Raw genomic sequence first — 13,322 nt, 5'->3', positions numbered from 1 at the left:
GCCCCGTGCGGTCTACTGGCCTCTTTTGCCGGGAGTCACACGATGTCGATGAAACTGATGTGGGAGATCCGCGCCTTTTGCACCGTCGTCGAAAAGCGCAGCTTCATCCATGCGGCGCGCATGCTGGGACGCTCGCCGTCGGCCGTCACGCGCGCCATCCAGTTCCTCGAAGACGCCATCGGCGCCGAGCTGATCTTGCGCACGCAAAAGCAGTTCACCCTGACGACGGCCGGCGAAACGTATTACGCGTCGGCCAAGCACTTGCTGGAAACGCAGGCCGAGGCGGAAGACCAATTGGCGGAATTGAGCAATTCGCCGCAAGGCTGGGTACGCCTGTCGGCGCCGGAAATCCTCTCGCTGGGCTTTCTGCCGAAGGTGGTGGCACAATTTTCGCGCGACTACCCGAACGTCTCCGTGGACATCCATTTTTCGGACAAATCAATCGACCCCATCCAGGAAAAGCTGGACTTCGCCATCCGCGGCGCCTTCCCCCAGTCGAGCGAGCTGATCGGTTATCCCCTGTGGAATTACCGCCGCTACATGTACGCTTCGCCCAGCTATATAGCCCGCATGGGCGCGCCAGACGAACCGGAAGAGCTGGCCGGTCACGACATCATCATGCACTCGGCCCCGCGCATCCTGCGCGACTGGCATTTCGTCTCTGCTACGCGCAATGTGCGCTACCAGGTGCAACCGCGTTTCCGCTTCACTTCCGGCATCGCCACTTTCCAGGCGGCCCTGGAAGGCGCCGGCATCGTGCGTCTGGCCAGCTGGCTGGCCGAGCCTGCCGTGGCCGCCGGCACCCTGCGCCGGGTCTGCACGGCGTACCGGCTGACGTCGTCAAAGGAGCTGGACCCCAGCATCCACGCCGTCTACGGCACCTCGCGCATGGCCAAGGGGGCGCGGCTGTTTCTGGAGTATGTGCGGCAGCGGGGGCTGGAGATACCCGACGAACGGGCAAGTTAGCACCTATTGCGCGACGACGGCATCGCTGTACACGGCAAACTGCGCGCCATCGAAAACAAAACCGGCCACTTCGCGCATGCCCAGCCTCTCATGCGCACGCAGCGAGCCGATATTGTCGCGCCGGATGAACAGCACCGCCTCCGCCCCGCCATGCTGTGCGCGCAGGGCTGCGTACAGCAGCGCCAGCAAGCCCTGCCCCCGCTCCGAGTCCGCAATGCAGACGGGGCCATACACATAGGCGTTGTCACTTCCCGCATACGCGGCCAGCATGGCCAGCACCACGGGCGCCTGCACGGTGGCTGGCGCCGCGCTGAACAGTACGCCAACGACAGGCCCATCGGCCACGCGCCGCGCCACGATGACGGGCGAAGCACCATCCACCATGGTCGCCACCTTTTTCAGTGAAAACTCGCCCGTCAGGCTGCCGCCCTGAGAGGGGGAGTTGGCTTGCAGCAAGGCAGTGATGGCGTCGATATCGGCGGTTTTGGCCGTGCTGACAAGATAAGTTGTGCCGGGGTACGTCAATTCATTCTCCCTTGAGCATCGCGACGGCGAACCCGGCGCGCGCAGCAATTGGCGATTATTTTTTCACGTAAATGCAAAGCGGCGTATCCAGCACGCATGCCACATCATAAAGTGGCGCCTCGCCACGAAACGATATCGCGATCAGCATCAGCGGCGTCAATGTGCCGTGAGCAATAAACGTCTCCACATAACCCTCGGAACCGACGTGGTGGTAAGCCACCTCCGGCGCTTTCGGTGACGGCACTTCCCCGACCATGGAGCTTCCCTTGAATTGAAAAATCAGCGCACAGCCTTTTCTTTCCGCCTGTTGCGCCGCGCCTTGCAGTTCCTGAGACAGTGTCACGTAGGGGAAAATGCCCTGCAGTTGCCGCGAGTTCACGATAGCCTCGGCGGTTGGAAGGTCCGTCACATGAAACAGATACGGATGTTGCAGGCGAACGGCGTCAGTTTGCCTCCCCTGCAAGTCAAACTGACGGGACTTTGCCGGCTTGCTTTGCAAACGGATACGTTCCTCAAAGCCGACCTGCGGCATGGCCGCTTCTTTCTTGCACCAGTCAAACAGCCCCATCTTTATCCTTTTAGCATGGTCCAGGCAGCGACGTGCGCCGCCAAACCCCAATCATAGAGAGATGTGGCATGAAACTCAACGACCCAGGCCACTAGCGCCCATGCCAGTAGCGCGGCCGGCTGCTGCGATACTGCGTCACGTCAATATCCGCGCCAAACGCCAGCACCACCGCCCCCTCTACATCCGTGCGCAAGCGGGAAATACCCATGTCGCCATAGCGCGCATACACCTGCGCTTTCGGATGTTTATAGCGATTGCGATGTCCGACCTGGAAAATCGCCAGATCGGGATGGACGGCGTTCAAAAACGCCTGTGTCGACGAGGTGCCGCTACCATGATGGGGCGCCAGCAGCACGTCGGCCGCCAGGTCGCCGTGCGCCGATCGCGCCAGCAATTGCGCTTCCTGCGCCGCTTCGATGTCGCCGGCCAGCAAAATTGCATGCTTGCCCGCAGTGATTTTCACGGTGCAGCTGCGGGCGTTCGGTTTCAATGAAATGTCCGTGTGGCTGGCGGGCAAAGGGTGCAGCATGGTGAACTGTACGCCTTCCCAGGTCCAGCTCTGGCCCGCCATGCAGTGCAGAAAGGGCCGGTGCAACTCCCGCCGGGCCTCGATGGCCGGGTGACCGTCGAACAGGGACGAGGCCAGCCAGCCCACGTCTATGTTTTCCAGCAAGGACATGGCACCACCCGCGTGATCGAGGTCGCTGTGGGAAATAATCACGCCGTCGAGCTTGGCGATGCCGCGCGCACGCAAGTACGGCACGATGACCCTGCTGGCACCATCGGAATCGAGGCTGTAGGCGGGCCCCGTGTCGTACAGCAGGCGGTGGCCGTGGGTTTCCACCAGCACGGCCATGCCTTGTCCCACGTCAAAGGCCGTGATCCACATCTGGCCAGCTGGCGGGCTCGATGGCAAGGCTGTCAGCAGGGGCAGCCAGCCCAGCATGCCCGCCCAGCGATGGGGCCATCCCCTGGGCGCCAGCAGCCATGCCGTGCCAAACAATGCCCAGCAAAAACTCCACATTGGCGGCGCGGGCGCCGTCCACACGGCAAAGCGGCGTGCGCCCAGCCAGTCCAGCACTTGCGCCAGCACTTGCACGATGGCGTGCGCCAGCAGCAACAGCCAGTCGCACAGAGGCGCGGGCAGCAGGCTGCCAGCCAGCGACAGGGGCGTGACGACCAGGCTGATGACGGGAATGGCCAGCGCATTGGCCACGGGGCTGACCAGCGACACTTGCGAGAACAGCAGCATCGTCAGCGGCACCAGCCCCACCGTCACCACATACTGCGTGTGCGCGCCCAGCGCCACGGCGGCACGCATACGCCGCCAGCGGCTGGCGCTCTCTGGCAAGGGGGCCGTGGTGCGGCCCGCCGTCGCGTACAGCATGGTGGCGACGGCGCCGAATGACAGCCAGAAGCCGGGCCACAGCACGGCCCACGGATCGAGCAGCAGCACCACGCCCAGCGCCAGGCACAGCACGTGGCCTATGCTGGTGATGCGCCCCAGCCACAAGGCCAGTGCCACCACCAGCAGCATATATAAAGTGCGCTGGGCGGGCACGCCGAAGCCGGCCAGCAGTACATAGACAAATGCCGCCAGCGCGCCGGCCAGGGCCGCCACCTTTTGCGCCGGCAGCAGCAAAGGCAGTTGCTTGTCCGTGAAAAATGAGCGCCGCCACAGCGCGCCCGCTCCCAGGGCGAACAGGCCCGCGATCATGGTGATGTGCAAGCCGGAGATCGAAATCAAATGACTGACGCCCGTGCGGTTGAATACTTGCCAGTCCGAATGGGGAATGGCGCGCTGGTCGCCCACCACCAGCGCCACGATCACGCCTGCATACTGTTTTCCTTCCAGGCTGCGCAGGATACGCGCGCGCAGTGTCGCGCGGCTGGCCTCCACCACATTGCCGAAAGCGGGCACGAAGGCTGCCAGGCGCAGGTTCGGCGTATCGGCGCGCGGCTGCGGCCGTACATAGCCAGTGGCGCGTACGCCCTGCTCCAGCAGCCACGCCTCGTAGTCAAAACCCATGGGATTCGCATTGCCGTGCGGACGCTGCAGCCGTACTGTCAAACGCCAGCGCTCGCCAGGCTGCACGTCGCCCACCTCGTTCGTCACTTCATCGCGAAAGCCCGCGTACCAGGACAGGGCGATCAGGGGCGGCACCTTCGCCCCCACCGACTTTTCCACGGCAAAATTGAAACGCACGCCCTGCTCGAAGCGGTACGGCAGGCTGGCGACCGTGCCAGTGACGGTGATGTCCTGTCCTTCATCGGCCAGCGCCAGTTGTGGCGACAAGGCGGCCTGGGCCAGCCAGGCGGCCCAATAAAAGCCCAGTGCCACGCCAGCGGCGAAGCCGACAATGCAGCGCCAGTATGTGTGATGGCGCAGCAGCAGTACAGTCATCAGCGACACACCAGCGATCACCCACAGCAGCGCGCGCGCATGCGGCGGCAAGCTTGCCTGCGTCTGCAGCCAGGCGGCGCCAGCGGCAAAGCCAAGTATCAGGGTGCGCATGGGAAGGCAGGATCAAGGCAGGATCGTCGCTCGCTGCGAAAGGTACTCGGATACTCTGATCGTTTTCCACTCTTTGCCGTCTGATCTGGCGCAATGGTGACGTGGATAAGGACGTCCATGCACGCCATCCGTTGCCACCATTGACAATACTTCCCCCATGCTAAGATGACCATCCGGCGCCCGGGCGCCATGACTTGGCGGACCTTGCATGAGCCTACTGACAGCGGCCGAAACCTATTTGCACGACTTTCATCAAAGGCAAGTCGGCGTGACCAGCGCCGCGTTTGCCCACCTGCCCGCCCACTCCCCAACGGGCACCTGGGACTCATCCTATGCAGCACTGACTGACCTCGTGCCGGTCGGCAATAGCCCCTTGACGGTGCTCGACCTGGCCTGCGGCGACGGCCATCTGCTGGGCTTGCTGGCCGCCAGGCGGCAGCCAGCACTGCATTTGACCGGTATCGACATGAGTGAAGCCGAACTGGCCGTCGCGCGCGCCGCCTTGCCCGCATCCGTACGCTTGCAACAGGGACGCGCCCAGGCGCTGGACTTGCCATCGTCCAGCGTGGATTATCTCGTCTCGCACATGGCGCTGATGCTGATGGACGACGTCGAACAGGTCATGCGCGAAATGCGCCGCGTGCTGCGACCCGGCGGCCATTTGGCCGCCATCGTCGGCCGGACTTTTTTACTGGGCGAGGTGAATGACGTATTCATGCGCGTCTTCAAGCCCATCGCCAGCGACGCGCTACCGCCGCTGCGCTTCGGCGACCGGCGTGCGGGGTCGGAGGCCGGCTGGCGCGAGCTGCTCGACGGCAGTTTCGACCACATCGCGTTTGACGACATCGACGTGCCCTGGTCGCCCACGCCAGGCGAACTGTGGGACGCCTTGCTGGATACCTACGATATTGACCGCCTGGACGATGACGCCAGGCAGCGCCTGCGCGGCGCGTTCCTCGATGCCGTGGCGCATCTGCAAACCGGTGACGCAGTGATCACCACCGGCTGGGGTCTGCGCCTGGTGCGCGCGCGCGCCGCATGAAAACGCTGCACGGAAAATTACTTTCATAGTAATATTGCCTTTATGAAAATTATCGTTGACACCACGGCGTCGAGCGCAGTGTATGGTAGCGATAGGACACCATAAGGACACAGGCATGCCCCCATTCAAGAAACTGATCCTCGTCGCCATGCTGAGCTACGGCGCCACGGCAGCATCCGCTGCCAGCGTAGCCGAGTACAACAGTCCCGACAGATATGACTGGTGGAAATACTTGCAGTTACTGGAGAAAAATGTTCAGCAGGAAATGCCGGCCGGCTCTACAGTCCAGGCCTCGGATGCGCAGCGCATGCAATTGTTGCGCGCCGTGGGCTCACCGCTGCAGCGCCTGGGCACGGCGCGCGCGATGCTCGGTGACAGCATGGGCGCCATCGCCGCCTTCGATACCTTTGAGCAGCTCACCCTGTATCAGCAAAGAAAGGGGCAGCCGCATGCCGACGACGATGCGCGCCTGGCCGCCGCCACGCCTCGCGACGCCATACACGCCATTGTCGAAGCGGCCAGCAAGCGGCAGATCGTCATCCTCAACGAATCCCACCATGTGCCCATGCACCGGGCGTTTGCCGCGGCGCTGGCGCGCGAGCTGCGCAAGATCGGCTTCGACACCCTCGCGGTGGAGACCTTTGGCACGACTCCGAATGCATGGCCCTACATCCATGAACAGACCGGCTACTATTCGAATGAGCCCGTGTTTGGCCACTTCTTGCGCGAGGCGCGCCAGGACGGATGGGCCTTCGTCCAATATGAAGAAGAGCGCGCGGACCGTGGCGCGGACGACTATCCGCGCCAGCGCGAACTGGAACAGGCCGAAAATATCCAGTCCAGGATCTTCGCCAGCCGCCCCAATGCCCGCGTATTCATCTATGTCGGCTATTCGCACAGTGTGGAAACGCCCATCGCGAACAAAAGGGAGGACGACGTCCGCATGGCCTCGCACGTGCGCCGCATCACCGGCATCGATCCACTGACGATAGACCAGACCGTCATGTACGCGCACGCGGCGCCGGGTGCGGAACAGGCGTCATACCAGCAGGCGCAGGCCAAGTCGGACAGCCAGCGCCCCTTTGTGCTGCTCGGGCCGGGCGGACAACAGGAAGTATTTGGCGCCTACCGCAACGGCGTGGACATGCAGGTCATCCATCCGCGCTACGCCGCCGGCGCCAGCGGGCGTCCGGGATGGTACGCCATGCTGCCCCAGCTTCAGCCACATAGGATTCCCGCCAACCTCTACCCCGCCACCGGCAGAAAGCTGATCACGGCGCGCGCCACTGGCGCGGACCTGCATGCCGTGCCTTACGACGCCATCGTGATTTCGGCCGATGCGCCAGCACCGCAGTTGATGCTGCCGCCCGGCTCCTACACGCTGCTGGAAAGCCTTTGAAGGAGGCGGCGCCACCGTGCGCCGGGCAAAATCTTTTGCCCGGCGCACGGTATAATCGGCCTCGCTTACTTCAACACCCAGGCACGACATGACTTCCTCCGCACCTCCTCCCGATACTTCCACCGCCATTTCCGACAGCACCGAAGACAATAACGACGCAACCCTGGTCGCGGAACTGGGGGAACTGGCCGAGCATATCCGCCTGGTCAAGATGGAGGGGCGAGTCTTCGTGCGCTTTTCCGGCGTGGTCAAGGCGGGTCACCTGGTGGTGCCCTATGCGCTGGTGCCGGCACAGGGCGTGCTGGCGCGGCCGGCCAAGTGGCGCAAGATGGACCGCGAAACCAAGCTGGCCCTGGTGCGCGAACGGGCCAGCGCGGCCATCTTCGATGAGTTGCGCCAGCATGTGATGGATTTCGTCGCCGATATCGCTGGCCTGAGCGAAGACGTGGACACGGACCCGATGGTCTTCCTGCACACCTTGGCCGACATGCAGACGTCGGAACCTGCAGGCATGGTCTTCGACCGCATCCGCCAGCGCTTCAACCACGCCATCGAGCGCCAGCAGGAAGAGCAGCACGCAGCGCGCACGCGCCAGAGCATCAACCTGGCCGAGTATCCGGCCTCGTTCGAGATGGCGCGCCGCCTGCCGCGCCGCTTCATCGCCCTGCTGGGCCCCACGAATTCCGGCAAGACACACCGCGCCATGGAAGCGCTGGTGAAGGCGAAAAGCGGCATTTATCTCGCGCCCCTGCGCCTGCTGGCCCTGGAAAACTACGAACGCCTGCAGGAAGCCGCGCCGCATGGCAAGCCGCTGGCCGTGAGCCTGATCACGGGCGAGGAGCGTCGCGTCGTCGAGGGCGCCACGCACGTGGCCAGCACGGTGGAAATGCTGGACACGAAAACCGTCGTCGAAGTGGCCATCATCGATGAAATCCAGATGCTGGCCGACCCGGACCGGGGCGCCGCGTGGACGGCGGCCGTCTGCGGCGCGCCGGCCCACACCGTCTACCTGGTAGGGGCGCCCGAAGCGCGGCGCGCCATCGAAGCGCTGGCCGAACGCCTGGACTGCCCGCTGGAGGTGCATGTCTTGAAGCGCATGGCGCCCCTGTCGATGGAGCCGACCGCCGTGCGCAAGGTGCGCAACTTGCGCCGCGGCGATGCCGTCATCGCCTTTTCTCGCCGCGAAGTGCTGATGTGGCGCGACATGATTACGGAAACGGGGCTGTCGGTGGCCACCGTCTACGGCAACCTGTCGCCCGAAGTGCGGCGCGCGCAGGCGCAGCGCTTCCGTGACGGCACGGCCGATATCGTGGTCGGCACGGACGCGCTGGCGATGGGCTTGAACATGCCGATCGCGCGCATCGTCATGACTACCTGCGTCAAATACAATGGCCGCGAAGAAGAAGAGATTTCAGCGGCGCTGGCGCGCCAGATCGCCGGGCGCGCGGGCCGCTATGGCGTGCATGAAGAGGGTTTGGTGGCCGGCTACGACAACGAGACGCATGAAGTAATGCGCGCGCTGCTCCAGGAAAAGCTGCACCCGCTGAACACCAGCGGCTTTGCCGTGGCGCCATCGCTCGAACATCTGCACCGCATTTCGTCGGTGACTGGCGAGCTGTCGCTATCAAAACTGCTGCGCCGCTTCATCCACAATATCGACGTGCCGGACGGCTTTTTCTTCCCCCGCATCACGGAAGACCAGAAGGAGCGCGCCATCTGGCTCGACACCCTGCCCCTGTCCGTGGCCGACAAGTTCACCCTGTCGCTGGTACCTATCTCCAGCAAGGTGCCGTCCTTGCAAACGGCGTGGGAACACTGGTCGAAGAATCTGTCGTTGGGCAAGACCTCAACCCTGCGCCAGCACGCGTATGGCGGTGGCACACAGAATCTGCAGCAAGTGGAAGACACCTGCCGCTACTACTCCGCGTATGCGTGGCTCAGCTACCGCCTGCCAGAATTTTTCCCCGACATCGCCGTGGCGCAAAACCTGTCACGCGACGCCTCGGAACGTGTCGATTCCATCCTGCGCGCGCACAATGCGGCATCGCGCGGACGCTCCGGCAAAAAGTTCAAATAAGCGTCCGCTGATTTCCAGAAGCCAGCCCTGGTCGGTGGTGGGATGCCTGGCCGGTCGTAGAGCAATGAGGCGACCTCGCACTGAGCGAGGGCAGGCCATCGGCATTAAGGTTTGGGCGTCTCATAGTGCAGCTTCAGCACCAGGCCATTATGGTCATCGGCCATATAGATGTCGCCATCCTGTCCCAGCTTCACGTCGACGGGCGCGCCCCTGCCCTGCTTGCCCTTGCGCTCCCAGTTGCCGATCAACTCGACGGACTTGCCCAACGGCGCGCCCGCCTTGTCGGGCAGCAGGGCCACGAGGCGGTGGCCATTGCTGCGGTAGCCGTGGTAGCCGATGATCAGACTGTTCTTGTACAGATCCGGGAAGCGGCTGGCCGTATAGAACGTCATGCCCAGCGGCGCGGCGTGGCCGGGCAGCAGGCGCTGGGGCGCCGCGTATTGGGCGGAGCAAGCCGTCTTCGGATACTCCGGGCTGGCCACGTTGTCGTCATAGCAGTACGGCCAGCCGTAGTGGCGATCTGCCTTGATCAGATTCAGTTCTTCATGCGGCAGGTTCTCGTCGCTTTTCAGCTGCGGCAAGGCGGCCTGGATGGCGTCGCGCGCGTTTTCCGCTTGCCACAGCTCGCCCGTGGCCGGGTGGAAGGCCAGCGCCATCGAATTGCGCAAGCCGCGCGCATGCGTGCGCCAGCTTGTCACCGTGCCGGCAGGCCAGTCCATTTTGTATTCGCGGATGGCACCCAGCGCCTCCGGCCCCTCCGCCGAGGCGCATGGTTTGCTCGCATCGGGCGCCTTGCCATCGTTCTCGCAATGGTCGGTGCTGGAACCCACGTTCACATACAGGTCGCCCCTGGGGCTGAAGCGCATGTTCGTCAGCAGGTGCAAGCCCATGCCCGGCAGGCGCGGCGTCTTCGCCGTGCCGCCGATCACGTCGGTGCGGGTGCGCGTGGTGTCGCGCAAGTCGAAGCGGAAAATGCGTCCCACCTCGCCCACGTAGACCATGCCGTCCGGTCCCTGCACGATGCCATTCGGGCGATCGAGCTTGTCGAGCAGCAGCTTGCGCTCGTAGCCGGCGCCGGCAGCCTTGCGCTGCAACAGCCACAATTTACCTAGCTTTGGCGCCCATCCCGCCATGTCCGTAACGAGGATGTCGCCATTTGTCAGCGGCAGCACGCCACGGGGGAATTTCAGGCCGTCGGCCAGCACGGCCACGCAAAAGCCGGGCGGCGTGGTGACATCGAGGCGCGGCATGCCGTCGCACTGGCTGCTGGTCGTCGCCGCCATGGCGTGGCCAAACACGGTGGACATGCAGGCTGCCATGGCGCCCGCGAGCATTTTCTTGTTCATGGTCTCATTCCATCAAGGGTAAACGGGGCAGCACGGCGCGCGCATTGGCGCTGGTTTGCGCCGCAACGTCAGCAAGCTCCAGGCCGCGCAATTCGGCCAGCACGGCGCCGATGCGCGGCAATTCTTCGGGGCTGTTGCGGCCAGGGTGGATCCAGCTGGGAGAAATATCGGGCGCGTCCGTCTCCAGCACGATGGACGCCAAAGGCAGGTCCGTCGCCATGCGGCGTATCTGCAGCGCGCGGGTAAACGTCATGGCGCCGCCGAAACCGAGCTTGAAACCGAGATCGATATAACCCTGCGCCTGCTGGAAGCTGCCATTGAATGCATGCGCGATGCCGCCGTTCGGGCGGATCTGGCGCGCATGCTTGAGGACGATGTCCTGCGAGCGGCGCACATGTGTCAGCACGGGCAGGTCGAAGTCGCGGGCGATTTTCAGCTGCTCGCGCAAAAAATGCTCCTGCTTGGCGCGCATGGCCGGTTCGCACAGTATGGGAATGAAGAAGTCCAGGCCGATTTCGCCGATGGCGACGAAACGCGGGTCATTCATGGCCTGCGCCACTGCATCGCGCAGGGCGATCAAATCGTCTTCGGTGGCGTGCGGCACGTAGATCGGGTGTATGCCAAGGGCAAAGCAGGCGTTGGGCGCCATTGCCGCCAGGTCGCGCACGATGCTGAAATTGGCCCGTTCGACGGCGGGAATGACGATCATCGCCACGCCTTGAGCGCTTGCATGCGCCGCCACCTGCAGCGATTCGCTGCCGAATTCGTGCGCGTCGAGGTGGCAGTGCGTATCGATCCACAGCATGGCGGCTCCTTGGTATTGCTCAGTATTGGTAAGGCTGCAGCCCCTCATCCGTCAGGCGCAGCACGCGGTCGCAGCGCTTGGCCAGTTCGATATCGTGCGTGACGATGACGAAGGCCGTGCCCAGAGTGCGCGACAGTTCCAGCATCAGGTCAAAAATTTGTTCGGCGGTGGCGTGATCGAGGTTGCCCGTCGGTTCATCGGCCAGCACGCAGGCCGGCTGCGTGACGAGGGCGCGCGCCAGGGCCACGCGCTGACGCTCGCCGCCCGACAATTCGCCCGGCGTGTGCGTAACGCGCTTGGCCAGGTTCACCCGCGTGAGAATTTGCTGCGCCAGGTCGGTGGCCTGGGCGCGCTTCATGCGCCGTATCATCAGGGGCATGGCGACGTTGTCCAGCGCGGAAAACTCGGGCAGCAGGTGGTGGAACTGGTAGACGAAGCCCAGCGAGGCATTGCGCAAGTCGCCGCGCGCCTTTTCGCTGAGGGTGGCGAAATCCTTGCCCAGCAGGGTCACCTTACCACTGGTGGGCGTATCGAGCCCGCCCAGCAGGTGCAGCAGGGTCGATTTTCCGGAACCGGAAGCGCCGACGATGGCGACCCGTTCGCCACGGTGGATATCGATGTCGATGCCGGCCAGCACCTGCACCTTGTAGCTGCCTTGCGTGAAAGTCTTTCCCAGGCCTCGGCAGGACAGGACGGCAGAATCAGCGGAAGCGCCGTTGGAGGCAGGTTTGTTCAGATCGGTCATGGTAGTAGTCAGTGGTTTATTCATAGCGCAGGGCTTCCGCAGGTTTGACGCGGGCAGCCCACCAGCTTGGGTACAGGGTCGCCAAAAAGGCGAGGATCACGGCCAGCACGCCGATCTTGGTGACGTCGGGCCAGCGCAGGTCGGACGGCACGGTGCTGATGAAGTAAATGTCCTTGGAGAGGAATTGCACGCCCAGCAAATGCTCGATGAAGGGCACGATGACGTCGATGTTCATCGCCACCAGCACGCCGCCGCCCACGCCCAGTATCGTGCCCAGGATGCCCACCAGCGCACCCTGGATCATGAAGATCTTCATGATGGAGCGGGGCGAGGCGCCCAGGGTGCGCAGGATCGCGATATCGGCCTGCTTGTCCGTCACCGTCATCACCAGGGTCGACACAAGGTTGAAGGCGGCCACCGCGATGATCAGGGTCAGGATGATGAACATCATGCGCTTTTCCGTCTGAACGGCGGCGAACCAGTTGGCGTTCAGTTTCGACCAGTCGCGCAGCCACAGGTCGCCCGGCATGGTCTTTTTCAGTTCCGCCGCCACTTGCGGTGCCTGGTTCATGTCGGCCAGGCGCAAACGCAGGCCGGACGGGCCGTCGAGGCGCAGCAGGCGCTGGCCGTCTTCGATATTGATGAAGGCCAAACCAGCGTCGAATTCATTATGGCCCGCCTGGAAGATGCCGCTGACGGTGAAGCTGCGCATGCGCGGCAGCACGCCGGCCGGCGTGACCTGGCCCTGCGCCAGCATCAAGGTGACTTTTTCACCGAGGTTGACGCGCAGGGCGCGCGCCAGTTCGATGCCCAGCACGATATTGAAGGTGCCCGGCTGCAGCGCCTTGAAGCTGCCCATGCGCGTCTGGCCGGCCACGTCGGAGACGTTCGGCTCTTCCTCGGGCAGCACGCCGCGCACGATGGCGGGGCGCAGCGCATCGTCGCGCAGCAGCATGCCCTGCGTTTCCACGAATGGCGCGGCGCCCTTGACAGCGGGATTCTTGAATGCCTGCGCAGCTTCCGCGCGCCAGTCCGGCATGCTGCCGCTGTTGTCGAACACTTCCACGTGGGCCAGCACGGACAGCATGCGGTCCGTCACTTCCTTCTGGAAGCCGTTCATCACGGACAGCACGACGATCAGCGCCGCCACGCCCAGGCCAATGCCGGCCATGGAAATGAGCGAGATAAAGGAGATGAAACTGTTGCGGCCACTGCGCTTGCCGGCCCGCGTGTAGCGCAAGCCGACCAGCCATTCGAAAGGAATATTTTTTAACATGCTCATTGATTCGCTATTTCTAAGGGGTCAGACCCGCCGGGTCTGAGCCCAGCAGTTT

Annotated in this window: 11 protein-coding genes; 4 read left to right on the top strand and 7 right to left on the bottom strand. The window is 63.8% G+C overall.

Features of this window, described 5'->3' with window-relative positions:
- The first annotated feature begins 42 nt into the window (after nucleotides 1-42).
- On the top strand, nucleotides 43-966 hold the full coding sequence (locus C8C89_RS15460; RefSeq protein ID WP_101481667.1) for a LysR family transcriptional regulator: 924 nt from the start codon (nucleotides 43-45) through the stop codon (nucleotides 964-966).
- A 3-nt stretch (nucleotides 967-969) separates the two neighbouring features.
- On the opposite strand, the gene C8C89_RS15455 is transcribed toward C8C89_RS15460, so the two are convergent.
- From C8C89_RS15455 to C8C89_RS15445, 3 genes are all read right to left on the bottom strand, one after another.
- Nucleotides 970-1,491, bottom strand: a complete 522-nt coding sequence (locus tag C8C89_RS15455; RefSeq protein ID WP_133990816.1) for an N-acetyltransferase — start codon at nucleotides 1,489-1,491, stop codon at nucleotides 970-972.
- A 55-nt stretch (nucleotides 1,492-1,546) separates the two neighbouring features.
- The gene (locus tag C8C89_RS15450; protein WP_101481669.1) at nucleotides 1,547-2,059 is read right to left on the bottom strand and encodes a hypothetical protein; all 513 of its coding nucleotides are present in this window, start codon (nucleotides 2,057-2,059) and stop codon (nucleotides 1,547-1,549) included.
- A gap of 91 nt (nucleotides 2,060-2,150) precedes the next feature.
- The gene (locus tag C8C89_RS15445) at nucleotides 2,151-4,574 is read right to left on the bottom strand and encodes a DNA internalization-related competence protein ComEC/Rec2 (protein ID WP_133990814.1); all 2,424 of its coding nucleotides are present in this window, start codon (nucleotides 4,572-4,574) and stop codon (nucleotides 2,151-2,153) included.
- A gap of 208 nt (nucleotides 4,575-4,782) precedes the next feature.
- On the opposite strand from C8C89_RS15445, the gene C8C89_RS15440 reads away from it, so the two are divergent.
- From C8C89_RS15440 to C8C89_RS15430, 3 genes are all read left to right on the top strand, one after another.
- A complete protein-coding gene (locus C8C89_RS15440; protein ID WP_133990812.1) occupies nucleotides 4,783-5,616 on the top strand; it encodes a class I SAM-dependent methyltransferase in 834 nt (277 codons plus the stop codon).
- 115 nt (nucleotides 5,617-5,731) lie between these two features.
- Nucleotides 5,732-7,015: a hypothetical protein gene (locus tag C8C89_RS15435; RefSeq protein WP_101481671.1), complete on the top strand. Its 1,284-nt coding sequence runs from the start codon at nucleotides 5,732-5,734 to the stop codon at nucleotides 7,013-7,015.
- A gap of 88 nt (nucleotides 7,016-7,103) precedes the next feature.
- Nucleotides 7,104-9,092, top strand: a complete 1,989-nt coding sequence (locus C8C89_RS15430; RefSeq protein WP_101481672.1) for a helicase-related protein — start codon at nucleotides 7,104-7,106, stop codon at nucleotides 9,090-9,092.
- Between the two features lie 104 nt (nucleotides 9,093-9,196).
- Here the strand turns inward: C8C89_RS15430 and C8C89_RS15425 are convergent, their stop codons facing one another.
- Genes C8C89_RS15425 through C8C89_RS15410 form a run of 4 tightly spaced genes read right to left on the bottom strand, consistent with a single transcriptional unit; the run spans nucleotide 9,197 to nucleotide 13,270 of the window.
- Entirely contained in the window at nucleotides 9,197-10,438 is a 1,242-nt protein-coding gene (locus C8C89_RS15425) for a PQQ-dependent sugar dehydrogenase (RefSeq protein WP_101481673.1), read from the bottom strand.
- A 4-nt stretch (nucleotides 10,439-10,442) separates the two neighbouring features.
- A complete protein-coding gene (locus C8C89_RS15420) occupies nucleotides 10,443-11,240 on the bottom strand; it encodes a TatD family hydrolase (protein WP_101484588.1) in 798 nt (265 codons plus the stop codon).
- A gap of 22 nt (nucleotides 11,241-11,262) precedes the next feature.
- Nucleotides 11,263-11,988 carry a lipoprotein-releasing ABC transporter ATP-binding protein LolD gene (gene lolD, locus C8C89_RS15415; RefSeq protein ID WP_101481674.1) on the bottom strand — a complete coding sequence of 242 codons (726 nt, stop codon included), beginning with the start codon at nucleotides 11,986-11,988 and terminating at the stop codon, nucleotides 11,263-11,265.
- Between the two features lie 16 nt (nucleotides 11,989-12,004).
- Nucleotides 12,005-13,270, bottom strand: coding sequence for a lipoprotein-releasing ABC transporter permease subunit (locus tag C8C89_RS15410; protein ID WP_086139677.1), 1,266 nt, complete (start codon nucleotides 13,268-13,270; stop codon nucleotides 12,005-12,007).
- Nucleotides 13,271-13,322 lie beyond the last annotated feature (52 nt).

The organism is Janthinobacterium sp. 75, assembly GCF_004365495.1.
Lineage (GTDB): Bacteria > Pseudomonadota > Gammaproteobacteria > Burkholderiales > Burkholderiaceae_D > Janthinobacterium.
The sequence above is the reverse complement of the archived record's forward strand: the minus strand, read 5'-3'. Positions and strand labels throughout refer to the sequence as shown.

Excerpts from the sequence above, each read along its gene's own strand:
- C8C89_RS15435 (WP_101481671.1), top strand. The coding sequence starts at position 5,732 with ATGCCCCCATTCAAGAAACTGATCCTCGTCGCCATGCTGAGCTACGGC.
- C8C89_RS15410 (WP_086139677.1), bottom strand. The coding sequence starts at position 13,270 with ATGAGCATGTTAAAAAATATTCCTTTCGAATGGCTGGTCGGCTTGCGC.
- C8C89_RS15460 (WP_101481667.1), top strand. The coding sequence starts at position 43 with ATGTCGATGAAACTGATGTGGGAGATCCGCGCCTTTTGCACCGTCGTC.
- lolD (WP_101481674.1), bottom strand. The coding sequence starts at position 11,988 with ATGACCGATCTGAACAAACCTGCCTCCAACGGCGCTTCCGCTGATTCT.
- C8C89_RS15440 (WP_133990812.1), top strand. The coding sequence starts at position 4,783 with ATGAGCCTACTGACAGCGGCCGAAACCTATTTGCACGACTTTCATCAA.
- C8C89_RS15445 (WP_133990814.1), bottom strand. The coding sequence starts at position 4,574 with ATGCGCACCCTGATACTTGGCTTTGCCGCTGGCGCCGCCTGGCTGCAG.
- C8C89_RS15430 (WP_101481672.1), top strand. The coding sequence starts at position 7,104 with ATGACTTCCTCCGCACCTCCTCCCGATACTTCCACCGCCATTTCCGAC.
- C8C89_RS15450 (WP_101481669.1), bottom strand. The coding sequence starts at position 2,059 with ATGGGGCTGTTTGACTGGTGCAAGAAAGAAGCGGCCATGCCGCAGGTC.
- C8C89_RS15425 (WP_101481673.1), bottom strand. The coding sequence starts at position 10,438 with ATGAACAAGAAAATGCTCGCGGGCGCCATGGCAGCCTGCATGTCCACC.